General features: G+C 42.3%; 23 protein-coding genes. 5 read left to right on the top strand and 18 right to left on the bottom strand.

Annotated elements, in window-relative coordinates; genetic code table 11:
• Positions 1-12: 12 nt before the first annotated feature.
• Complete coding sequence (locus MTF66_RS27590) at positions 13-966, bottom strand: ion transporter (protein WP_054562751.1); 954 nt, start codon at positions 964-966, stop codon at positions 13-15.
• Between the two features lie 9 nt (positions 967-975).
• Complete coding sequence (locus MTF66_RS27585; RefSeq protein ID WP_248529265.1) at positions 976-3,645, bottom strand: bifunctional acetate--CoA ligase family protein/GNAT family N-acetyltransferase; 2,670 nt, start codon at positions 3,643-3,645, stop codon at positions 976-978.
• Positions 3,646-3,814: 169 nt separating this feature from the next.
• Between MTF66_RS27585 and MTF66_RS27580 the strand changes: the two genes are divergently transcribed.
• Positions 3,815-4,531 (top strand): SIMPL domain-containing protein, encoded by a 717-nt coding sequence (locus tag MTF66_RS27580; protein WP_054562750.1) that lies wholly within the window; start codon positions 3,815-3,817, stop codon positions 4,529-4,531.
• On the opposite strand, the gene MTF66_RS27575 is transcribed toward MTF66_RS27580, so the two are convergent.
• The 9 genes from MTF66_RS27575 to MTF66_RS27535 form a co-directional block, all read right to left on the bottom strand.
• Complete coding sequence (locus MTF66_RS27575; protein WP_248529264.1) at positions 4,520-5,776, bottom strand: lipopolysaccharide biosynthesis protein; 1,257 nt, start codon at positions 5,774-5,776, stop codon at positions 4,520-4,522. The two genes, MTF66_RS27580 and MTF66_RS27575, sit on opposite strands and share 12 nt — an antisense overlap.
• 4 nt (positions 5,777-5,780) lie before the next feature.
• Entirely contained in the window at positions 5,781-6,464 is a 684-nt protein-coding gene (locus tag MTF66_RS27570) for a hypothetical protein (protein ID WP_248529263.1), read from the bottom strand.
• Between the two features lie 99 nt (positions 6,465-6,563).
• Positions 6,564-8,399: a DUF885 family protein gene (locus MTF66_RS27565; RefSeq protein ID WP_248529262.1), complete on the bottom strand. Its 1,836-nt coding sequence runs from the start codon at positions 8,397-8,399 to the stop codon at positions 6,564-6,566.
• Positions 8,400-8,439: 40 nt separating this feature from the next.
• Positions 8,440-9,573: a radical SAM family heme chaperone HemW gene (hemW, locus tag MTF66_RS27560; RefSeq protein ID WP_063527263.1), complete on the bottom strand. Its 1,134-nt coding sequence runs from the start codon at positions 9,571-9,573 to the stop codon at positions 8,440-8,442.
• Positions 9,570-10,169 carry an XTP/dITP diphosphatase gene (locus MTF66_RS27555; RefSeq protein ID WP_058586594.1) on the bottom strand — a complete coding sequence of 200 codons (600 nt, stop codon included), beginning with the start codon at positions 10,167-10,169 and terminating at the stop codon, positions 9,570-9,572. Before MTF66_RS27555 ends, hemW begins: the two co-directional genes overlap by 4 nt.
• 7 nt (positions 10,170-10,176) lie before the next feature.
• A complete protein-coding gene (locus MTF66_RS27550; RefSeq protein WP_054562744.1) occupies positions 10,177-10,617 on the bottom strand; it encodes a DUF4426 domain-containing protein in 441 nt (146 codons plus the stop codon).
• Between the two features lie 58 nt (positions 10,618-10,675).
• On the bottom strand, positions 10,676-11,209 hold the full coding sequence (locus MTF66_RS27545; protein WP_054562743.1) for a YggT family protein: 534 nt from the start codon (positions 11,207-11,209) through the stop codon (positions 10,676-10,678).
• Between the two features lie 23 nt (positions 11,210-11,232).
• The gene (proC, locus tag MTF66_RS27540) at positions 11,233-12,054 is read right to left on the bottom strand and encodes a pyrroline-5-carboxylate reductase (protein WP_175078649.1); all 822 of its coding nucleotides are present in this window, start codon (positions 12,052-12,054) and stop codon (positions 11,233-11,235) included.
• Between the two features lie 17 nt (positions 12,055-12,071).
• Positions 12,072-12,785, bottom strand: a complete 714-nt coding sequence (locus MTF66_RS27535) for a YggS family pyridoxal phosphate-dependent enzyme (protein ID WP_248529261.1) — start codon at positions 12,783-12,785, stop codon at positions 12,072-12,074.
• Between the two features lie 2 nt (positions 12,786-12,787).
• Here MTF66_RS27535 and MTF66_RS27530 point away from each other — a divergent pair, with 2 nt between their 5' ends.
• The 3 genes from MTF66_RS27530 to MTF66_RS27520 are packed head-to-tail and all read left to right on the top strand — an operon-like array spanning position 12,788 to position 15,849.
• Entirely contained in the window at positions 12,788-13,828 is a 1,041-nt protein-coding gene (locus MTF66_RS27530) for a type IV pilus twitching motility protein PilT (RefSeq protein ID WP_054562740.1), read from the top strand.
• 14 nt (positions 13,829-13,842) lie between these two features.
• Positions 13,843-14,976: a PilT/PilU family type 4a pilus ATPase gene (locus MTF66_RS27525; protein ID WP_058586589.1), complete on the top strand. Its 1,134-nt coding sequence runs from the start codon at positions 13,843-13,845 to the stop codon at positions 14,974-14,976.
• Positions 14,977-15,849, top strand: coding sequence for a hypothetical protein (locus tag MTF66_RS27520; protein WP_248529260.1), 873 nt, complete (start codon positions 14,977-14,979; stop codon positions 15,847-15,849).
• On the opposite strand, the gene ruvX is transcribed toward MTF66_RS27520, so the two are convergent.
• From ruvX to MTF66_RS27490, 6 genes are all read right to left on the bottom strand, one after another.
• Positions 15,846-16,295 carry a Holliday junction resolvase RuvX gene (gene ruvX / locus MTF66_RS27515; RefSeq protein ID WP_058586588.1) on the bottom strand — a complete coding sequence of 150 codons (450 nt, stop codon included), beginning with the start codon at positions 16,293-16,295 and terminating at the stop codon, positions 15,846-15,848. The genes MTF66_RS27520 and ruvX overlap by 4 nt on opposite strands.
• A gap of 20 nt (positions 16,296-16,315) precedes the next feature.
• Positions 16,316-16,873 carry a YqgE/AlgH family protein gene (locus MTF66_RS27510; RefSeq protein ID WP_054562737.1) on the bottom strand — a complete coding sequence of 186 codons (558 nt, stop codon included), beginning with the start codon at positions 16,871-16,873 and terminating at the stop codon, positions 16,316-16,318.
• A 24-nt stretch (positions 16,874-16,897) separates the two neighbouring features.
• A complete protein-coding gene (gshB, locus tag MTF66_RS27505) occupies positions 16,898-17,851 on the bottom strand; it encodes a glutathione synthase (protein ID WP_054562736.1) in 954 nt (317 codons plus the stop codon).
• 68 nt (positions 17,852-17,919) lie between these two features.
• Positions 17,920-18,654 (bottom strand): 16S rRNA (uracil(1498)-N(3))-methyltransferase, encoded by a 735-nt coding sequence (gene rsmE, locus MTF66_RS27500; RefSeq protein ID WP_248529259.1) that lies wholly within the window; start codon positions 18,652-18,654, stop codon positions 17,920-17,922.
• Positions 18,655-18,723: 69 nt separating this feature from the next.
• Positions 18,724-19,185: a hypothetical protein gene (locus MTF66_RS27495; RefSeq protein ID WP_058586585.1), complete on the bottom strand. Its 462-nt coding sequence runs from the start codon at positions 19,183-19,185 to the stop codon at positions 18,724-18,726.
• A 28-nt stretch (positions 19,186-19,213) separates the two neighbouring features.
• Positions 19,214-20,107: a hypothetical protein gene (locus MTF66_RS27490; protein ID WP_054562733.1), complete on the bottom strand. Its 894-nt coding sequence runs from the start codon at positions 20,105-20,107 to the stop codon at positions 19,214-19,216.
• A gap of 72 nt (positions 20,108-20,179) precedes the next feature.
• Here MTF66_RS27490 and glnE point away from each other — a divergent pair, with 72 nt between their 5' ends.
• Positions 20,180-22,966: a bifunctional [glutamate--ammonia ligase]-adenylyl-L-tyrosine phosphorylase/[glutamate--ammonia-ligase] adenylyltransferase gene (gene glnE / locus MTF66_RS27485; protein ID WP_248529258.1), complete on the top strand. Its 2,787-nt coding sequence runs from the start codon at positions 20,180-20,182 to the stop codon at positions 22,964-22,966.
• On the opposite strand, the gene MTF66_RS27480 is transcribed toward glnE, so the two are convergent.
• Positions 22,963-23,538, bottom strand: a complete 576-nt coding sequence (locus MTF66_RS27480; RefSeq protein ID WP_054562731.1) for a TcpQ domain-containing protein — start codon at positions 23,536-23,538, stop codon at positions 22,963-22,965. The two genes, glnE and MTF66_RS27480, sit on opposite strands and share 4 nt — an antisense overlap.
• Positions 23,539-23,561: the final 23 nt, after the last annotated feature.

Genomic DNA, 23,561 nt, shown 5'->3' with positions numbered 1-23,561 from the left:
TTACCCTTTATGTTAATCTTGGCGTTTACCACAGTGGCGGCAATACAGATTGCGATTGCGGTTTTTAAGTTCGTTATGAATCGCTTTATTCGCCTCTTGCTGACTTAAACCCAGTTTATACCGTAAGTTTTCTAAGTGTTCTTCTTCAACCGGCGATAAATGCCCATCTTCAACGGCTTCGTGGACTGCATCGGTAAACACTTGTCTGCGTTTACGTAACTGCTCAGAAAAGCTTGAGGCCAACAAACCGGTTGGAATAGCCACCATACCCATACTAACTAGTGTAATAGCACCACCAAATAAGCGACCAAGGGGAGTCACAGGCACGACATCGCCATAACCAACAGTTGTTAATGTCACCATTGCCCACCACATTGCAGCAGGGATAGAGCCAAATTTATCTGGCTGTACATCGTGTTCAATTAAGTAAATACCGCATGAAGCAATGATCAGCACTACGGCCATAATAAAAAAAGCCGCAAGCAGTGAACTGCTCTCTTCTTTGAACGAGTTTAATAATAGCTGCATCGCCCTTGAATAGCGTGTCAGCTTAAAGATACGCATTAACCTAAGCACTCGTAAGAAGCGCAAATCAACACTCACAAAGACCATCAGAATGGTGGGTAAAATCGCTATAAGATCAATCAGCGCCATGGGCGAAAAGAAATACTTAATGCGAATTTTTGAATTTGTTAGTGTACTTTCTTTATGCACGCTTTTATCAACACAGCACCAAAGCCTGAGCACATATTCTAAGGTAAAGATACCGACAGAAATCAGCTCAATCATTAAAAATTCGTGATGATATTGCTTTGCTAAAGGGCCGACTGACTCCAACACAATCGCCACCACATTAATCATGATCAACGACATTAAAAACACGTCGAGAGCGCGTCCTATACGTCGATATTTTCCGTTACCTTCAAAAACTCGTGCAGTGTAATTTCTTAAACGATGCAAAATAATGATCCAGTTTTAGTTAAGTTTTAGCACCATATTAATGCTGCCTTCTTCAAAGTCGCGGGTGATCTTAAACCCGAGTTTTCGTGCCAGTTCAATCATGCCGGTGTTTTCTGGCAAGGTAATACCAGCAATTTGTTTTACGCCTTGGTTTTTACAATGCTCAATCGCCGCATTCATTAATATTGTGCCAAGCCCTAAACCTTGGCAATCAGAGCGCACCACAATTGCAAACTCAGCATCGAGCTTGTCTGGATCCATAAGTACACGAGACACACCTAATGTACAGGCTGAGCCATTTTGCTCTTGGCTAACAATAAACGCCATTTCTCGGTCATAATCAATTTGCGTCATTTTCGCGAGCTGATCATGGTTAAATTGCGGTAATTCACCGAAAAAACGCTTATATCTGTCTCCTTTACTCAATGATTGATCAAACTCTAAGTGAGCTTGCTCATCTTCTGGTTTTATTGGTCTTAGCTGTGCTTGGGTATTGTTTTTAAGGGTTACTTCTTTAACTAATTCAATCGGGTAGGGGCGAATACACAAACGTTTACGGTTCGCTTTTGCTTTATAACGGCTAAGGCCAATAGTCGCATCAAGGACCAAAAACTGCCCGTTGCTGGCTAAAATAGGGTTTAGTTCAACACTGGTAATATCAGGTTGGTCGATAACAAGCTGCGAGATACGGGTGAGTAGGGCGCATAAACGGTATTTATCGACTTTTTCTGGTAGCACGCGGTCTTTTAGTACGCCTTTATCGTGCGCCGCAGCAATCAGGTATTTTGCCAAGTTCATATTCAGTGGTGGTAGTGCCACTGCAGCTTGAGCGAATTCAAGTCCGGTGCCTGCTTCACCAAGTAAGATCACCGGGCCAAAGTTAGGCTCTGTTTTAATAGCGATTCGTAGCTCATTAGCACCTGCTCGTGGCGCCATCTTTTGCAATGAAAAGCCTTCAATATGGGCATCAGGGTAGGTGTTTTTGATTCTTAGCAGCATGGCAAAAGCTGTTTGCTCAACTTCTTGCGCATCATTTAAATTAAGGACCACACCACCGACTTCTGATTTAGAAGGAATACTTGGGCTAATTAGTTTTAACGCTACCGGAAAACCCAGCTCAATGGCTTGTTCTTTGGCTTCTGTTGGTGTGTAAGCAACCTCAGTTTGAATACAATCAATACCATAATGAGTGAGTATTTGGCTTGCTTCATGGGTTGATAAATAGCTTTGCTCTTCGGCTAAAAACTCATTTACGACATTGCGTGCTGCGTCTTTATTTATTTTTGCATCATCGGTGTTTGATTCTGGCGTTTGCGTTAAATGCTTTTGGTTACGGCGATAACTTACCAAGTGCATAAACGCACCAACCGCACCTTCAGGTGTACGGTAGGTCGGAATGGCATTATTAGCGCAGACTTTACGCGCGGCATACGCGGCATCTTCGCCCATAAAGTTTGTCATAACATAAGGGCGAGCCATCTTCGGGATTTTTTCTAAGGTTTCGACAATAATCTCAGCATAGTCTTCACTCGGTGCAAGCGCAGAAGGGGTATGAATGATCAGCAGGTTTTTGACTTCTTTGGCTTGCAGCAAAATTTCTAACGCTTGTTGGTAGCGTCTTGGCGCAGAGTCACCAAAAATATCCACCGGATTCGAGGTCATTTCTGATTGTGGGATCACTTTATTCAGCGCTGCTCTGGTCTCGTCGCTAAGCTCTGCCAGTTTTCCTGAGCTTTGCAAGAGCGTATCAACGGCCATGACACCTGGGCCGCCGCCATTGGTTAAAATAGTCAGCTGTTCGACTTTAAGTAGTTTGGGGTGCATTGCCAGTGTTTGTGTCGCAGCAAAAAGCTCTCGTAAGTCATTTACCCTTAGCATACCCGCTCGCTGGAATAGCGCATCATAGACCGCATCTGAGCTTTGTTTGCCACCAGTGTGTATTTCTGCGGCAAGGGCACCGGCGCTGGTTTTACCGGTTTTAATGGCAATGACGGGTTTGCTAAATGCAGCGGCCCGCGCTGCAGAAATAAAGCTACGAATATCTTCTATATTATCGATATACAACAAAATAGCCTTGGTTTTTGCATCTCGACCTAAAAAGTCGAGTAACTCATCAAAGTCGATATCAAGGCAATCACCCACAGACACAAAATATGAAAAACCAATCTCTTTATTTTTCGCCCAATCAAGAATGGTTGAGCAAACCGCCGCTGATTGCGATACAAAGGCGAGCTTTCCAGGGCTTGCAACTGTATGCGAAAAACTAGCATTTAAGCCAATGTGAGGAATAAGTAAGCCCAAACAATTAGGTCCAAGTAAAGAGACATTTGCCTCAGCAGCTGCTTCTTTTAATGCGTGCTTTTGGTCGGCGTTTAAGCCCGCCGCAATCACCACTGCATGTTTACAGCCAAGCTCCCCAAGCTCATTAATGATGTTGATTAAGGTGTTTTTATTAGTACAAATAACCGCAAGATCAGGTACTTTTGGAAGTGCAGCAATGCTCGGATAGGCTAGTACGCCGTGTACAGCGCTGTGATTTAAACTAACAGGCATGATTGGGCCTTTAAAGCCCCCTTGTAAAAGGTTGCGCATAACCACAAAGCCCGCTCGGTTAGGGGAATTTGAGGCGCCAATGACCGCGACTGATTTAGGGTTAAAAAATTGGCTAATACGTTTAACGCTCATGCTGTTTCCTTCGCTTGCGCTGTTTGTTAAAACTTCAGGGTCTGTTAAGTTTAATACACCCAAACTAGAACCGACACGCTTCTAAAGTATTAAAAGTTATACTCATAAGATAACCTGTTTATAACTACTTTTCGAGTCAAAAACAGTGACCTACATCAAGGAGAAAAGCATGAATAAAGCGCAACCATTTAATATCGTTATTGCAGCCTGTGCATTGGCGGTTGGTTTGCTCGGGTTAGGTTTTATTTTGAAAAGTGCAGCCCTTGATGTGAAAGGCATGGAGCGCACTGTTCACGTTAAAGGTTTAGCTGAAATGGAAGTGCCAGCAGACACTGTTATATGGCCGTTACAGTTTTCTGATGCCGATAACAACCTTGAAAAATTAGTGGGTCGAGTTGAAGAAAAAAGCGATGCAGTCGTCGCCTTTTTAAAGCTACATGGTTTTAGTGATGAAGAAATCAGCCTTGGTAGTCAGTCAATTATTGATAAACAAGCCCGTGAGTATGGCGGCGAGAATCAGCAGTTTCGTTATATTGCCCGTAATAATGTCATTGTTTATTCAAATGACATCGAAAAAGTGCAACATGCCTTAGGCGCAGTAAGCCAATTAGCCAAGCAAGGCATTGCGATAGTACAAGACAATTACGAAACGCGTATTCAATATTTATTTAATGGCTTAAATGAAATTAAGCCAAATATGATTCAAGAAGCAACCGAAAAAGCCCGTGAAGTGGCAATGAAATTTGCCAAAGATTCACAGTCTAAATTAGGTAAAATTAAAACTGCGCGTCAGGGGCAGTTTTCAATTTCTGATAGAGATTCAAACACACCTCAGCTGAAAAAAGTGCGTGTTGTTACCAGTGTTGAATATTATCTATCTGACTAAACCCAATACCACAGATAAAGGCAGCCGCATGCGTGTGCATACAAGCACCATGCGGCAAAGCGCACCGAGCATAAAGCCGCCACTAAATGCCACAGCCACCCCCAATAAGCCAAACTGATCTTTTAACAGTACTGCCATTAAAACCGTGACACTGGTTGCGCCAAGTAATACGTACAGGTTGATAAGCGGGTTCCCTTTTAACTTGATCATGCTACTGGCTAAAATTCTTGCTGGTAATAACAGCTGCCCGAGTAACAGCAGCATTAAAATCCAAAAACCTTCCTGCAATTGGCTTTCTCCATAGAGAGTGAGTAGTGGCTTTGCGAGCAGGGCAAGTAGCAAAATAGCGGCAAAGTTAAAACGCCATACCACTTTCATTAACTCGCTAAGTTGCTGCTCGGTCGTTTCATCGGCCATTAAAATGGGTTTTAAATATTGGTTTGCGGCATTGCCTAAAATAGTCAGTAAGCCAGCAATCACTACCGCAGGAAAGAAAATACTCACGCCTTGTGCGCCAAACCAGTGATGCACCAGTAATACATCGAGTTTTGCTACCAACACGGTGCCAGCGCCACTGGCGAGCATGATCAATGAGTCTTTACACCATTGCTTGGTTTGGTAGCGGGCAGTACTTGCGACGATCATTTTCTTGATTAACCAATATTGATAAATGACTACGCACAAGATGCTACAAAACAACAAGATACAAATCTCGACTAAAGATAAGTCGCCACGTATCAAGTACACAAAAAAACAAAACCCCGCGGTTAGCAATTCAAAGATACACTGCTGTGTTATTAGGCCAATTTTAGGTTTATTCAAAGCCACTAAAAAAGCCGATTGGCTTTGCATAATGGCGCCAATCGGCACCAGTAACAGTAAATAGACCACATGCTCTTGAGCGCTTTGGTGCGGTGAAATAGCCTGAAAGCTAATCACCACCGCAGCGACAAAAATCACCCCGAATAAACAAGATGCCGCTAAATAAACATGTTTTAAGCCACGTAGTAAATCATGTTGCTGGGCTTTGTAGAGCGGGTAGCTAATACGCATTAAAGACGATGCAAACCCCATACTTGCGGGTAATAACAGAATTTCACACAGTGCGAGTAAAGCCGCGAAAGTACCAAACTCATCAGTACTTAATATCCTTGCAAGGCACAAGGTAAGCACAATACGGCTACCGTGATTAAGGGCTGTAAAACTGCTGAGCGATAAAAACGCTTTAACAACATCCTTATTCATGGAGCTATTGATTGAGCGCGTTTAATAACTGCGCTGTTGGCACTTGCAAATAGGCCGCGCACAGTAGAACTTTGCTGTCGCTATTCGTTGGTTGATTGGCACCATAAAATTGCTTAAGGGTATTTATTAAGGCGCTGACTGCGCTAGGACTGTGGCTTTGGTCGACTTCCATCATGGCTAATAATGCGGAGAACTCATGTTTGGCTAGCATTTGGGTCGTGCTGTTTTGCGCTATAAAGCAACCAATAGGAGTGAGCTGCTGTTTATTTAATGTTTTTAACGCTTTGCCTAAGCTTTCGTTGCTTTCAAATAACATTAACGAACGCAAGTAATTAAAGGGTAGGTTATCAGCCTGACACTGCGTAAATAAATGATGTAGTAAGGTATTGCCCTGATTGTCTGTTACACAAAAAGCATTTTGAAATTTAAGGCCAGGCGTGAAAAAGCTCAGTTTATCGATATCATCAATTAAGGCTACAGCTTCATTTGGTAGCGGGCTTGCTTCGAGTAAATGCGCTGCCACATTTTGTAAAAACAAGTATTTAACTTCACTACTGCAAGCTAATTGATAGATATGTTGTAATTGTGCCGCTTGCAAAACTCCCGATAAACTTTGGTAATCGGCAATGAGTTCTTTTAACTGATGATGTTGAAGCCGGCTGTTCAATTGCTCAATCGCGCTTTGCATGGAGATACTCGTTTTTTATTATTTATACATTTATAGCTCAACTAGTTGTTTAAATAAATAAAAAAGGCCGCTGAGCGGCCTTTTTCAAGTCTTTATTGCTTAAGCTGCTTGTTTTTTAGCAACCCATTGGTCAACAAACTTCTCTAGTACATTTAATGGTACTGCACCATTTTTAAGTACTACATCGTGGAATTCACGAATATCGAATTTATCGCCTAGTTTTTCTTTAGCCGCTTCACGAAGCTCTAAAATTTTCAGCATGCCCACTTTGTATGCCGTTGCTTGTGAAGGCATTACAATGTGACGCTCAACCATTTTAACGCCATCAGACGTCGCATTTGGTGTGTTATTTACGTAGTAGTCGATACCTTCTTGACGTGTCCACTTCATTGCGTGGATACCTGTATCTACTACTAGGCGACATGCACGCCATAATTCCATCGCAAGACGGCCAAAATCTGAATATGGGTCTTCGTATAAGCCCATTTCTTTTGGTACTAGCTCAGAGTATAAACCCCAGCCTTCAACATACGCTGTGTAGCCGCCAAACTTACGGAACTTAGGTACATCTTCAAGCTCTTGCGCGATAGCAATTTGCATGTGGTGACCCGGAATACCTTCGTGGTATGCAAGTGCTTCCATTTGGTATGTTGGCATTGCTTCCATGTCGTAAAGGTTTGCGTAATAAATACCTGGGCGTGAGCCATCTGGTGCAGGTTGTTGGTAGAACGCTTTACCTGCTGCTTTTTCACGGAATGCTTCAACAGCTTTAACTTTAAGGTCAGCTTTTGGCTTAACAATGAATAGCTCGTCTAGGCGAGACTTCATGTTATCGATAAGCGCTGTTGCTTCATCAAGGTAACGTTGTTTACCTTCAGCGGTATTCGGGTAGTAGAACTGCTTATCAGTTTTCATGAATTCCATGAATGCTTTAAGGTCACCTTTAAAGCCTACTTTGTCCTTAATCTCACGCATTTCGTCGTGAATACGCGCGACTTCAGCTAAACCGATTGTGTGGATTTCTTTTGCTGTTAAATCAGTCGTTGTGGTACGTGCTAAAGCATTATTGTAGAACGCTTCACCGTCAGGGAATTTCCAAGCACCATCGCGGTCATCAGCGCGTTTTTCTAACTGAGCTAAGAAGTTAATTAGCTTAGTGTAAGAAGGTTTTACTGCTGCTTTTAGGGCTTTTTCAGCATCGCTGATAAGTGCTGATTTTTCGCTATCGGCAATCTCTAACGCATTAACTTTGCGTTTAAAGTCAGCTAGTAACGTTGAGTCTTCACCGTCATGGAATGGTGCGCCGCGTAAGATATTATTGCTTGAATCAATCACGTGTGGGAAAACAAACTTAGGCGCGATAATGCCTTTATCTGCTCGTACTTCAAGGTCTTTGATTAGCTGATCAATAACCGTTGTAACACCATTTAAACGTGAGATATACGCTTTAGCATCAGATACATCGGCAATTTGATGTTGATTGATTAAAAAAGCAGGGATCATCGAGTGAACACCAAACATTTGGTTCACAGGGTAGTTGTAATGACGCCATTTGAAATCAGCAATTTCGTTTTCTAAATCTTGCTTTTTAAGGTCGTAGCTTACTTTTGTTGCGTCATCTAATAGGTCGCGGTTAATTGCGTTAAGCGCAACTAGGTCAGCTTTAGTTTGTTCAAAGTCTTCTAAAACGCGCTCTTCGCTGCCATCGTCCCATTTGTCGTAATCTTTTTTGATGCCCATGTATGTTTGATAGATCGGGCTTTTCATTACATCACGGTTAAAAGTATCTTCGAAGAAGGCATTAGCTTTATCGATTTCACTTTGTACAGGTTGGCTTTGTACACTTGGTGCAGGCTTCGGTTGCTCTTGCATTTGTTGGCAGCCGCCAAGTAATGCAACACTTACCGCCGCAGCGATGAAGGTCAGTTTACGCATTATCGTTCCTTTGTAGTTGTTAGAAATTTAATTATAATTCTTAAACGAATAATTCTAGCAGGTCATTTAAAAAGCGGTGGCCTTTTTGGCTTACCTGCCAGTTATCTTTATCATCAATTAGTAAGCCTTTTGCAATTGCATCAGTCAAGGCTTGTTCCTGACTTTGCAGTGACAAACTTGTAAGCAAAGGTAAATCAGCTTTGGGGCAGGGTTCGACTAAACGAAAACGATTCATAAAGAATTCAAAAGCTAAGTCGTCTTCTGCTACTTGCCATTGTTCGTATAAATACGGTTTGGCAAGATCCATATAACCTCGTGGGTGTTTTACTTTCACGGTACGGGTGATGACTTTATTTTCATCAGTAATTTTACCATGGGCACCGCAGCCGATACCGAGATAATCGCCAAATCGCCAATAATTCAAGTTATGACGGCATTGGTAACCGGGCTTCGCGTAGCCTGAGATCTCGTATTGCTCATAACCTGCTGCTGCGAGTAATGCTTGACCTTGTTCTTGAATATCCCAAAGGGTGTCGTCATGAGGTAAGGTCGGTGGCTTAGAAGCAAACTGAGTATTTGGCTCAATGGTTAGTTGATACCACGAGATATGAGGTGGATTAAGGGCGATAATTTTTTCAAGGTCACCCAAGGCGTCTGCAACAGATTGCCCAGGTAAGCCATGCATTAAATCAAGGTTAAAGCTGTTTAGCCCCGCTTGATGCGCCTGTTTAGCCGCATAACTTGCTTCATCAGCACCATGAATACGGCCAAGGGCTTTTAGCTTGTCATTTTGCATGCTTTGCACACCAATCGAAATACGATTGATGCCAGCGGCAACATATTCTTTAAAGCGACCTGTTTCGACTGTACCAGGGTTTGCCTCTAGGGTAATTTCACAGTCATCAGTTAGGCCAATTAATCTGTCGACTTCACCAAGTAAGCGAGTATAAGCGTCACCAGTTAATAAGCTTGGGGTGCCGCCGCCAATAAAGATGCTGTGGATTTTACGCCCTTGTACTAAATGCAAATCAGCCTTGAGATCATCAATAAGATGTTGAACGTATTCTTTTTCGGGGATTGTGCCTTTTTGGCCATGGCTATTAAAGTCACAGTATGGGCACTTTTGCACGCACCAAGGCACGTGCACATATAAACTTAAAGGCGGTAAACTCACAGGCCGCCTTTTTGCTGCAATTGTGCAAGTAGTTGTTTTAAAGCTTGGCCGCGATGGCTAAGGGCATTTTTTTGCTCTTTAGTTAACTGAGCGCTAGTGCATTGCTCAGATGGTACGTAAAAAACAGGATCATAACCAAAACCACCTTGACCATCTTGGCTATGGGTGATTTCGCCTTCCCAGCTAGCACTACAAATAAGTGGTGTAGGGTCGTCGGCGTGGCGCATTAATACTAACACACACCAAAAACGTGCACTGCGAACTGGGTTATCAGCAAGCTCTTTTAGTAGCTTGTCGATATTATCTTGATCGCTGGCACCCGCACCGGCAAAGCGTGCAGAGTACACACCAGGTGCTCCATTTAGGCCGTCTACTTCAAGACCTGAGTCATCAGCAATCGCAGGCATGCCTGTGATCTTTGCTGCATGGCGCGCTTTAATAATGGCGTTTTCAACAAATGTGGTGCCTGTTTCTGGCACGTCTGGCACTTGAAAATCGCTTTGTGGAACCACGTTAATATTAAGTGGGCTGAGCATACTTGCCAGCTCTTTTACTTTGCCAGGGTTGCCCGTGGCTAAAACCAAGGTGTTGTTCATAGGTCTATTAATCTACGTAAAATTTTTGCTGAAATTTCAGCGTTTGTACTTTGCCATTTTGATTAATTTCGATATCAAAACGGTAAATTTCTTCGTTGCTGTAATCGATTTGCGCGAGGTAATAAATCGCATCGCCTTCAACAACTTCTTTAAATGTAAGCTGTTTTTTATTACCAAGTAGGTTACGTGCAGTGCCAGTTAAAGTTGCAGTCTGCGCTGTTTTATCGCTGTTTTTTAATACCGAAATATTAATAATCCCTTTGCTAGGGCTACGCTCTAAATCATAGTTTTTAGCAATGTTTGGCTGAATAAAAGTCGATGGAAATGCAATGTAATGAACTTCCCAAGGGCCAAGAACCTTGTACTGGGCGCCTGCTTGTTCATCAGCTTTGGCAAAGGTTGTAAATAAACTCAATACAATCAAAGAAAAATAAATAAATTGCTTCATGGTATATCTCACTTAACAAAAGAGGCCTTTCGGCCCCTTACTGCTTAACGTTAAACGCTTAGCCAATTAAATCCATTACTAAAAACTGTAAAAACTGTAGACCAATAATCAACACTAAGATTGATAGGTCTAGACCACCTAATGGTGGGATAACCTTACGAATGGGACGTAACATCGGCTCAGTTAGCTGGTGGAATACTGCCTCAATTGGGTTGTAGCCTTGGCTTACCCAACTTAGTAAAGCACGAATAATTAATACCCAAAATAGTAAGTTTAGGCCTTCTTTAACTACCGTAATTAACGCTTGAATAAATACCGGACCCGGCGCCCAAGCGTTATAGAACATCAGAAAAATAACACTGAGTTTTGCTACAGCAACTAAATAAGCAAGCACTAACGAGGCAATATCAAAGCCACCCACTCCAGGGATGATTTTACGAAGTGGGTTCACTGCGAACGAAGTGGCTTTCACCACAAACTGGCTCATAGGGTTGTAAAAGTCAGCTTTTGCCGCTTGTAACCAAAAGCGTAAAAGGACCACCATTAAAAAGAGATCAAAAATAATCCCAACTAAAAAGTGCATGGCTTGCATAGTTTTACCTTCAAAAAGTAAGCTTAAAGTTCTTTTTCCATCGCTTCAGCGCGAGCAATACAGGCATCCATTGCATCTGCAACAGTGCCGACTAAACCTTGTGATTTAAGATGCTCAACAGCTTCGTGAGTCGTACCCCCTTTAGAGGTTACGTTTGCACGTAGCTGAGAAATACTGATGTCTGGTTGCGAAAGAGCCATTTCTGCAGCACCCAGTGCGGTTTGTTGCACTAAACGGCGCGCATCTTCATCACTAAAGCCAAGTGCTTTAGCTTTTTCTTCAATAGCTTCCATAAATAAGAAGAAGTAAGCAGGTGATGAGCCTGTAACAGCAATGATGTCGTTGATTTGTGACTCTTGCTCAACCCAAACAACAATGCCTGTACACTCAAAAACTTGTTGTACAAACTCGTGCTCTTCAGCAGTTTCGCCGGCGCCATATAGACCAGAAACACCACGACCTAGTAATGATGGTGTATTTGGCATACAACGCACCATTTTCACATCTTGACCTAACATTTCACGTAAACGGTTTACGGTAAGGCCTGCTGCTACTGAAATAAATAGCTTATCGCTAAAATCGACGCCTGAATCTTGGAATGATTGGCAAAGATCGCCCATCATTTGTGGTTTAACAGATAAGACAATCACATCTGCATCGCGAAGTGCCGCGTTGTTATCCGCGGTAGTTTGCACCCCGAAATCAGCAGCAACCTTAGCTAATTTTTCTTGGTTGCGATTGGTTGCAATGATGTTTTTTGCTGCAAAACCGTTCTTTACCATGCCGCCAATGATGGCGTAGCTCATGTTACCCGTGCCTATAAATGCGATTTTTTTGTCTGACATATGTCTGTTATCACCTTTTAATTTCGTTGGCCAAATATATCCGTGCCAATGCGTACCATGGTTGAACCTGCTGCAATCGCCGCTTCAACATCGTTACTCATACCCATCGACAGGGTGTCTACTTGGGGATATTGGGCCTTTAGTTTATCAAAGCAAGCGCTTAATTGCTCAAAATATTGTAATTGTAGCTGGGCATCGTCGGTTTTGGCAGGAATCGCCATCACACCGCGCAGGTATAAATTAGGACATTGATTGACGAATTCGGCCAGTGTCATTAACTCGTCTGGGTGGCAGCCTGACTTAGCCTCTTCTAAACTAATATTAACTTGAATTAATACATTGAGCGGGGCTTTGTCGGCTGGTCGTTGCTCATTAAGACGTTTTGCAATTTTAGTGCGGTCAACACTTTGTACCCAATCAAAATGCGTGGCTACTTGGGCACTTTTATTTGATTGAATAGGGCCGATAAAGTGCCAAACAATGTCTTTATAATCAGCCAATGCTGCGACTTTTGTTACCGCTTCTTGAACATATGATTCGCCAAACTGGCGTTGACCATGCTTATAGGCAGCAATAATATCGTCGGCAGGTTTTGTTTTTGAAACAGCCAATAGGTTGATTGATTGCTCATCGCGGTGATTATTTTTTGCAGCTTGAGCAATTCTTGCGTAGGCGGATGTAAGTCGTTCTGCTATTGTAACCATATAATTATCAGTTGGTTGTGGAGTCATAAATGGATATTACCGAATTATTGGCCTTTAGTGTGCAACACAAAGCCTCGGATTTACACTTGTCATCAGGCGTATCACCTATGATACGTGTTGATGGTGATGTGCGTCGTATTAATATTCCAGCATTAGAACAAAAAGATGTAAATAGTCTGGTATACGATATTATGAACGATAATCAGCGTAAGGACTACGAACAAAATCTCGAAGTGGATTTTTCTTTCGAAGTACCAAACCTTGCGCGTTTTCGTGTTAACGCATTTAATTCAAACCGTGGCCCTGCGGCGGTGTTTCGTACTATCCCAAGTGATGTTTTAACGCTGGATGATTTAGGTGCGCCTGATATTTTTAAAACCATTTCCGATAATCCACGTGGTTTGGTGCTAGTCACCGGGCCAACGGGTTCTGGTAAATCAACCACATTAGCGGCGATGGTTGATTATATTAACCAAAATAAGCATCACCATATTTTAACTATCGAAGATCCAATCGAATTCGTACACGAGAATAAGCTGAGCCTTATTAACCAGCGTGAAGTACACCGCGATACGCATAGCTTCTCTAATGCGCTTAGAAGTGCACTACGTGAAGATCCGGATGTAATCTTAGTGGGTGAGCTGCGTGACCTTGAAACAATTCGCTTAGCGATGACCGCGGCAGAAACAGGTCACTTGGTGTTTGGTACCTTGCATACCACATCAGCACCAAAAACTATCGACCGTATCATTGACGTATTCCCAGGTGAAGAAAAAGACATGGTACGTTCAATGTTGTCAGAATCATTACGTGCCGTAATCTCGCAAACTTTACTTAAAAAAGTGGGCGGTGGCCGAGTAGCTGCCCATGAGATCATGATAGGTATTCCTGCAATTCGAAATCTGATCCGTGAAGATAAAATTGCACAAATGTATTCATCAATTCAAACCGGCGCATCGCATGGTATGCAGACCATGGATCAATGTTTAGCAAACTTAGTTAACTACGGCATTATTACAACCAATGATGCGCGAGCTAAAGCGCAAGATAAAACCCAATTTGGTGGTTAACGGAGCTATTTAAAATGTCTTTACCTTTAAATCATTTTTTACAAGTTATGATCGACAAGAAAGGCTCAGACTTGTTTGTTTCGAGCCAGCTGCCTGTCAGTGCAAAAGTAAACGGTGAATTAATACCTTTAAGCGATGAGAAGCTCTCTGATGAGGATTCACTCGCTTTGGTCGAGTCAGCAATGAACGACAAACAGCGCAAAGAATTTCATGACAGTAAAGAATGTAACTTTGCAATTGCGACTGATGAAGGCCGTTTCCGTGTTTCAGCCTTTTGGCAGCGTGATAGAGCGGGTATGGTTATTCGCCGTATCGTGACGCAAATCCCAGATGTCAACGAACTAGGTTTGCCATCAACATTAACCGACGTGATTATGGCAAAACGTGGTTTAGTGCTGTTTGTAGGTGGTACAGGCACAGGTAAATCAACCTCGCTTGCAGCGCTTTTAGGTTATCGTAACCGCAATCAGCGTGGCCATATTCTTACCATTGAAGATCCTATCGAATTTGTTCACGAACATCGTAAAAGCATCATTACCCAACGTGAAGTTGGTTTGGATACTGAAAGCTTTGAATCAGCGCTAAAAAGCTCGTTACGTCAAGCACCTGATGTGATCTTAATTGGTGAGATCCGTTCACAAGAAACCATGGAATACGCACTCAGCTTTGCCGAAACGGGGCACTTGTGTGTGGCGACACTGCATGCGAATAATGCCAACCAAGCCATTGACCGTATCATGCACTTAGTACCAAAAGAAAAGCACGATAAGTTAAAGTACGACTTAGCACTTAACCTTCGCGCCATTGTTGCTCAGCAGTTGGTGCCAACTTCCGATGGGGAAGGGCGTGTTGCTGCAATCGAAATTTTGCTTAATTCACCTATGGTCGCCGAACTTATTAAAAAAGGTGATATTGGCTCTATCAAAGAAACCATGGCTAAATCGAAAGAAATGGGCATGCAGACCTTTGACCAAGCCTTATTTGAGCTTTATAAACAGCGCCGTATTAACTACGCTGATGCGCTACACCATGCTGACTCGCCAAATGACTTACGCCTAATGATTAAGCTGCAAAACAATGAACAAAGTGGTGCGGGCTTCTTACAAGGCGTGACTATCGATGGTCTTGATGGAAAGAGTGACGAATAAATGTGTTTGCGAGTAAATTTAATCGGTTGGTTATTTTTATTGCTGAGTACCTTTCAGGTATATGGCAATGATAATAAAAGCGTAGTTATTTTTATTCGCGATGATGTTTATGACGATTACAGTCGCTTTTTGAATGGTCGCAAACCTCTTGAAGTTAAAGACTTCAGTGGTGCTTACATACGCCGTGATGTGGTCGATATGATCATAGCTCAACAAGCATTGAGTTTAGGCGGTTTTACCAAGCCATTTCGTTATCACAAAGGCAATGTTAATTATCGCAATACCAAGCTGTTAGAAGATGGCCAGCTCCTATTAAGCTTCGATAGTGTTTGGTCTGTTGATGCAAAGCAGCTAGTTGAGTCGGTATATATCTCTGACCCTGTGATTCGAAATGGTGAGTATTACGCGGGCATATTTACTTCACCGAGCAATAAGAAAGTGCAGCAAGTAAAACAGCTTGCTGACTTTAAACAATTAACCGCAGTGTCTACGCCACGCTGGCAAACCGATTGGCAAACGTTATCTGCTTTGCCCTTAAAAGAGTTGCTCAGAGAAGATGAATGGCTTGGGCAAGTCCGCACTGTATCGATGCAGTGGGTTGATTTTATGATGATGCCCTTAATGCCTAGCCTCAATAATCGCTATACATTAGAAAACATTGAACTGGTAGCTGTGCCAAACCTTGTACTCCAGCTCAATGATAGCCGTCATTTTATTATTTCGAAGAGTCACCCTGATGGAAAAGCGGCCTTTGTTGCAATTCAAAAAGGGCTTGCGCAGCTTCGTAAAACAGGCGCAATTGAAAAAGCCTACCGAGAGGCAGGCTTTATTCCAGATTTAAGCAACTATACGGTGATTAATAAAGCGCATTAGTCGCCATAAAACTGCTCAAAAAAGCTTTCTAAGATGATCACCGCAGACATATTATCAACATTACCTTTACCAAGGTTTCGGTAGCCACCTTGTTCGAACAAACGCGCTTTGGCATCTGCCGTTGTTAGTCGTTCGTCTTGCGTTTCTACCGGAATAGCAAAGTGGTTATGTAAGCGGTTTGCGAACTTCTTAGCTTTAAAGGTAACTTCTTGATTGGTGCCATCCATATTAAGCGGTAAACCAACCACCATTAAATCAGGTTGCCACTCATCCACTTGTTTTTTAATAAGTTGCCAATCAGGGATCCCATCTTTCGCTTTTACAGCTTGTAAGCTTGATGCTGTTCCTGTGAGCTCTTGACCAATGGCAATACCAATACTTTTGGTGCCAAAGTCAAAACCCATTACGGTGCGTTCACCGAGTGGCTTAAAAGTTCGTTTTGTCATAGTCTTAAAATTTATAAATGTTAGGCGTGGCCAGCTTCAGAGCTTAATTGCCCGATATCAAAACCCAGCATAGAAACAGCTTTTTCCCAGCGTTTTTCAACAGGGGTGTTAAAGATGATCTCAGGATCTGCTTTGATAATTAACCATGAATTCTCTAGCAGTTCTTGCTCTAGCTGTCCTTGATCCCAACCAGCATAACCCAGTGTGATAATAAATTGTTCAGGTGCTTCACTCGTGGTTAGGCTTGCTAACACATCTTTTGAAGTGGTGATCATAATATCACTACTAAGTTTTTGACTCGCTGCATAACCTGGTTTTGGTGAGTGCAAAACAAATCCGCGATCGGTTTTTACAGGTCCGCCTGCGTACACAGCTAAACCTGCAGCTTGCTTGCTTTTGTCGTTATCAATTTCGATTTTATCGAGTAGCTCGCCCACGGTGATATTGATAGGCTGGTTAATTACCAAGCCCATCGCACCATCTTGATTGTGCTCACAAATGTAAGTGACAGCACGCTTAAAAAAAGGGTCTTGCATGCTCGGCATCGCGATTAAGAAATGATTCTCTAATGACTGCATAGGTCGCCCCTTTTGTTGTTTAAATTAAGTATGGCTCAGTTTTCTTTCAATGGCATCAAATAAGTGACCAGTGATTGAAATGTCATAAGCGGCTTCAATCTCTTTTACACACGTTGGCGCAGTGACATTGATTTCAGTTAAACGGTCGCCAATGATATCTAGACCAACAAAAATAAGGCCTTTTTCTTTCAGCGTAGGTGCTACAGCCTCTGCAATTTTTCGGTCTGAATCGCTAATTGGGCGTGCTTCACCTCTACCACCTGCTGCCAAGTTACCGCGCGTTTCACCATTTTGTGGGATGCGAGCTAGGCAATACGGCATTACTTCACCATCAACCACAAGTACGCGTTTATCGCCTTGCTTGATTTCAGGAATATAGTTTTGTGCCATTGCAAAACGACTACCATGTTCGGTTAGCGTTTCGCAGATCACACCAATATTGGCATCATCTTCTTTAACTCTAAAGATAGATGCACCACCCATACCATCTAGCGGTTTTAAAATAATATCTTTATGCTCAGCTAAAAATGCACGAATGTCTGCTTGGCTACGTGTTACTAAAGTATCTGGCGTATGTTCGCTAAACCAAGCTGTGAATAGCTTTTCGTTAGCATCGCGTAAGCTTTGCGGCTTATTGATTATAAGCGTGCCAGCTTGCTCAGCACGCTCTAAAATATAGGTAGCGTAGATGTACTCAGTATCAAAAGGCGGATCTTTACGCATTAAAATAACGTCTAAATCTGCTAAAGCAATGGTGGCTTTTTCTTCTAATTCATACCAGTGATTTACATCATCAAACACACGGGCTTTGGCGGCTGTTGCAAAGCCTTGACCTTGACGTAGAGAAAGGTCATCCATTTCCATGTAGTAAATTTCGTAACCGCGCTGTTGCGCTTCCATCATCATTGCAAAGCCAGTGTCTTTTTTAATATTAAAGCCACTAATTGGATCAGAGATTATGCCTAGCTTAATTGCCATATTTTTGCCTTAGAATCGTATGCCATACTATGTTTTGTTACTTTGATATATGGGTATTTTTACGGTTTTCAATTCGCTAAATCGCCAAACTGTAATTGTAAGGCGCTCAATACCGTCAGAGCGGCTGTTTCTGTTCGCAGAACACGTGGGCCTAAACGAATATCAACAAAGTGCTGTTGTTTAGCAATGTCAATTTCTGCATCGGTAAATCCACCTTCTGGGCCGACTAAAAAGCGCACTCCTTCGTTTGGTACTTGAATAGTTTTAATACTGTGCTCAGCACGCGGGTGCAAAGTAAGTTTAATCGCATCACTTGCTTGTTCTAGCCACTCTTTTATATCGATAGGAGGGTGTACAACAGGCACAAAGTTACGGCCTGATTGTTCTGCGGCGGCAATTGCAATTTTTTGCCATTGTTGATGTTTTTTAGCAAGGCGATCACCACTTAGTTTTACGCCACAACGTTGGCTAAAAATTGGGGTGATTTCTGTGATACCCAGTTCAACAGATTTTTGAATAGTGAAATCCATTTTATCGCCACGAGAAATGCCTTGGCCCAAGTGAATTTTTAAAGGCGATTCAACATCATGATCAACAAATTCCAGTGGCTCAACGACGACATTTTTTTTGCTGACTTCAATAATTTCACTGAGGTATTCACCTCCTTCACCATTAAAAATCGAAACCTTATCACCGACTTGCATACGCAATACACGGCCAACATGACCTGCTGCATCATCATCAAGTGCTACTGGGGTGTTTAAAGAAATCGCTGAAGGTTGGTAAATATGTGGAACTCGCATGGCTGTCACTTATCAATAAATTTAGCAATATGGTAAGTATACAGCGGCTTAGGTGCAATTATTTATTTGTTATTTAAATTCGTCTTTGGCACTTAAAACATCTGCAGTGGTTTCGGCAATCTCAGATTGGCAAGAAAGGTGGTTAATGTGAGCAGCATCCGGGCAAGGTGTAAAACTAAAGCTATGTCCATCTTGTTGCACTAAGTAACGTATTTTGTGCAGTGAGTTATAAATAAATTTTTGTGCATCATTCGCCAGCTGATAGTCGGTGTGATTAATCAGTACACCTTGAATATCGTGGTGTTCATGTAAATAGCTGGCGAGTTCTGAGACACTAATTTCATTACTAAAATCGCAATAGCAATAATCTTTAACGAGTTGATCAAACATGAGTTTAACCATATGGCGGCTATTAGCGCCAGCCACAACTAGAGTCGAATTTTCGGCATTTGCAAAGTAGTGCTGAGCAAATGCGCGGCTAAACTCATCATCTATATCAACTAATAAATAATTATTAACTTTAAAGGGCATAATGCCTCACGATTCAAATACTTCCGTATCAAATTGAAAACATACTTATTAGTAAATAGCCTATTGCACCGAAAACGGCAAACTCTATACAGGCTATGCCAATGTTATCTTGGTGATCTACTTCTAACGATGTGTCGATATTAGGTAGAGAGATATATTTAATAATGTAGCTCAAAATATATAACAATACCCACATTGCACCGCAATGAGATACTAGAGTGAATAAATTTTCTACCATCTTACCACTAATAAATGATGCACTGGCAAGACCAGCATAACCCGCAAGTGCTAGGCCGATAGACTTACCCGCGTAGCGAATGCCAATAGAGGTATTTTCAAGGTTAAAGTTACTTTGTAGTGATGCACCTTGGTTGGCTTTTGCAAAGCGATATTCACGAATTTTACTATCAAGGGCAAACATACCTTGCAGCACAAAAAAGCTCACAGTGGCGATCAATAAGCTGCTGTAACCTTGGGTATGGCACCAGTTATAAAGGCCAAGAGCGATAATGCAGTTTGCGATTAACATGCCTGAATCGACCAAGGCGGCGCAAACATTTTGTTTGAGTATGGCTGCTTCTTCATTAAAGCGATGCAAAATCCATTTACGATGAATTAAATGGCCTATTTTTATAAAGGCAAATAACAGCACAATGAGTAAAAGTACTTTTAGTGGATTAGATTGAGCTGCACTTAAGCTAATTTCATCAAATATATAAGCGATGGTGGCTATAACGACCATAATTTCGCTGGCAAAGCTGATCCCCATGGCAAAGTTATCATGTTGCGCAAGCTCTTCTTTAAGCGCTTGTTTTGCTTTGATTTGCGTTAGAATACGTAGCAGTACTATAGTGACGCAAATTACAGCGAAACTAATAGCAATCGCGACTAAACTAGTGTTAGATAGTGATAAATATGACATGCAGGTCCCTGCTAAATAATTCTTTGATAATCATTCTAGTACGGTTATTGGCAAGTTAAAAGAGAGTATTTAATGAGTAATTTACACGCGCTTCCCGAGTCACTTCATCAGTTAGGCCAAACCCGCTTCGCGAGCTTGTATGAGGGGCAAACTGAACAACAAAAAATTATTAACTTGCTGTCTTTAAGTGACTTTGCGTGGAACTGCTTACAATCTCAGCCTGATTTAAAAGACTGGTTACTTGATGATAGAGAGCTTGCTAATCGTGCAGTTGAAGCTCCGTTAAGTAATTCTGAAATCAATGAACTGGATGACAATGCTGCGCTGGCAAAGCTACGTTTGTATCGAGAAAAATACTGGTTGAAGGTGGCTTTTCTTGATTTGTGCTGTGCAAACCCAATTGCCGATAGCATCGCTTATATCTCGGCCCTTGCAAACCAGCTTATCGATAGTGCTAATCAGTGGGCGTTTGCGCAGGTCGCAAAAGTCAGTGGTATGCCGCTTGATGATGATGGTAATGCAATGCCAATGTTAGTTTTAGGTATGGGCAAGCTTGGTGGTGGAGAGCTTAACTACTCATCTGACATAGATTTAATTTTTTCTTATCCTCGCGATGTTGCAACGCAAGGGGGGCGCCGCTCCATTGAAGCCCAGGTGTTTTATACCAAAGTGGCGCAAAAGCTAATTATGGCGCTTAACCAAACCACGGTAAATGGCCAAGTTTTTCGGGTTGATATGCGCCTGCGCCCATTTGGTGAAAGTGGACCTTTGGTGATGAGCTTTCATGCAATGGAAGATTATTATCAAGAACAAGGACGTGAGTGGGAACGCTACGCCATGCTAAAAGGGAGATTAATTGGCACAGAAAACCGTTATTGGGATGAGTTTTATGAATTGCTACGGCCGTTTGTGTACCGCCGCTATATAGATTTTTCGGTGATTGAATCGCTGCGCAAGATGAAGCAAATGATTGCCCAAGAGGTACGCCGAAAGCGCCTTACAAACAATATTAAATTAGGTGCCGGCGGTATTCGAGAAGTAGAGTTTGTAGTGCAAGCACTGCAAATGGTTCGAGGCGGCCGTGAAGCTAACCTACAAACTCAGTCATTGCTGGTTGCTTTAAAAGAGCTGGTTAACAACCAAGTGATGTCGAATAAAGAAGCTGAGCTATTAACACTAAACTATTTAGACTTACGTCAAATTGAGCAGTACCTACAGATTTTCGATGATAAGCAAACGCAAACCCTACCTGATGACGAGTTAAACCAGCAGCGTTTATGCTATTTGCTCAACAAAGATGACTTTAATCAGTGTTTAACTAGCATTGAGCAGACCATGTCTCAAGTACATGGTGAGTTTGAACAAGTGATTGGCTTTGAAAGTGAAACGGCGGATCCGTGTGAAAGTGAGTACATTAGCGCTTGGGAAATGACTGATGTTAGCCTGATGTGTGAGCCAAATCTTGACTGGCAAGCGGCGCTTGAGGATTTTAAAGCGCGCTTAACTAAGGCGAAAATTGGCAGTCGAGGTCGTGATATCCTCGATAAATTAATGCCGCTTTTACTTAAACAGTTAACAGTTACAAAAGCCAGTAGCGACGCTTTTACCATGATCTGCCAAGTGCTGAACAAGATCATCTCACGAACTGCCTACCTTGAGCTGTTATACGAAAACCCAGGGGCGTTAAATCAATTGGTTGCACTTTGCTGCCATAGTAAATGGATTGGCGAGCATATCTCTCGTTACCCAATTTTACTTGATGAGCTGATCGATCCGCAGGTGCTCTATAAACCAACCCCTTTATCTGCTTACAAAGATGAAATAAGGCAGTATTTCTTGCGTATTGAGCATGGCGATTTAGAGCTGCAAATGGAAGCACTTCGTCAGTTTAAACAAACGCATCAGTTGCGCATTGCTGCAGCCGATGCAACCGGTGTACTGAGTGTGATGAAGGTAAGCGATCACCTTACTGCACTTGCTGAGGCTATTGTAGAGCAAGCGGTCAATATTGCATGGCATGCATGTGTTGAGCGCTTTGGTCGGCCAGCGAATACCTCTGATCAAGAAAAGGGCTTTGCGGTGATTGCATACGGTAAAACTGGCGGCTTTGAAGTTGGCTACGATTCAGACTTAGATCTGGTATTTGTGCATAACCACGATGGTAGCAGTTATACCGATGGTGATAAGTCGATTGATTCCCGTCAGTTTTATTTAAAGCTTGCGCAGCGCTTAATGCATCTATTCAACACGCGAACTGCGTCAGGCATATTATATGAGCTTGATACTCGCTTACGTCCCGAAGGGGCATCGGGCTTACTGGCCATTAATTTAGAAAGTTATTACCACTATCAGCAAACTCAAGCATGGACCTGGGAACATCAAGCTTTGGTTCGTTCACGCATGATTTATGGGCAAAATTCGTTGCAAGAGCGTTTTGCACAAATCCGCAAAGACGTTTTGTGCCAAGCCCGCGATAATGACAAGCTAAAGACCGATGTGGTTGAGATGCGCGAAAAAATGCGCGCTCACCTTGCTAAAGGCAATGATGATCTGTTTGATTTAAAGCAAGATAGGGGCGGTATTACAGATATCGAGTTTATCACTCAGTATCTGGTGCTAAATAATGCTATGCAACACTCTGAGCTGACGACATGGTCTGACAATGTGCGTATTTTAGCTGATGCTGCACGTTTAGGCTGTATTACTGAGCAAATGCAGCAAGAATTAGTGGCTGCGTATATTGCCTATCGTTCACGTTATCATGTAATGAGTTTGAATCAGCAGGGACGTTGTGCGCCTCGTGCTGAGTTAACTCAGCACATCGACTTAGTAAGTCAAGCGTGGCAGCAGGTGTTTTAGCTTTTTAAGCGACGGCAGTTTTCGCGCACATAAGCAGAGGGCAGCTCAGTGATAACCGCGGCTCTTTGCTTAAAGCAAAAATAGGTGTAAACCTCATTTTCGAAATCATCGTTGATGGCGCGGCCAACCTGATAAAGGGTTGAGACAAAGTTACTATCAACGCGAAAATGATCTTTTACAACATAGTCTTTACTTAAATACCAGTACAGTACGATATCTTCGTGACGAGCATAGTCAGAGAGTACATCTTTTAAGGTATTACCATTTTCAAAGCGGCGCGGTTGAATATCACCAGTCCAGTTAGGCGATGAAGGCTCTACGACTTTTTCGCGTTCAAAAAGTGCGACATCTAAGCTGGTTTCTGGCGTAGGTAATTTAAGAACGTATTTATCGCGCTCATTATTCTTGTTATTTACTTGGTTACGTAGCGCCGCATAAAAGCGCGATAAGCCTTGCGCTGCAGCATTTTTGGTATCTTTAATGTCCATTACTGGACCACTACCAAATAAAAAGTAAATAGCAGCAGCAATCAAAATAACAGCTAATGATAAATGCTTAACCCAAAACCACATTTCTAATACTCTTGTTGTTGATT

The organism is Pseudoalteromonas sp. 2CM39R, from assembly GCF_023161845.1.
The sequence above is the reverse complement of the archived record's forward strand: the minus strand, read 5'-3'. Positions and strand labels throughout refer to the sequence as shown.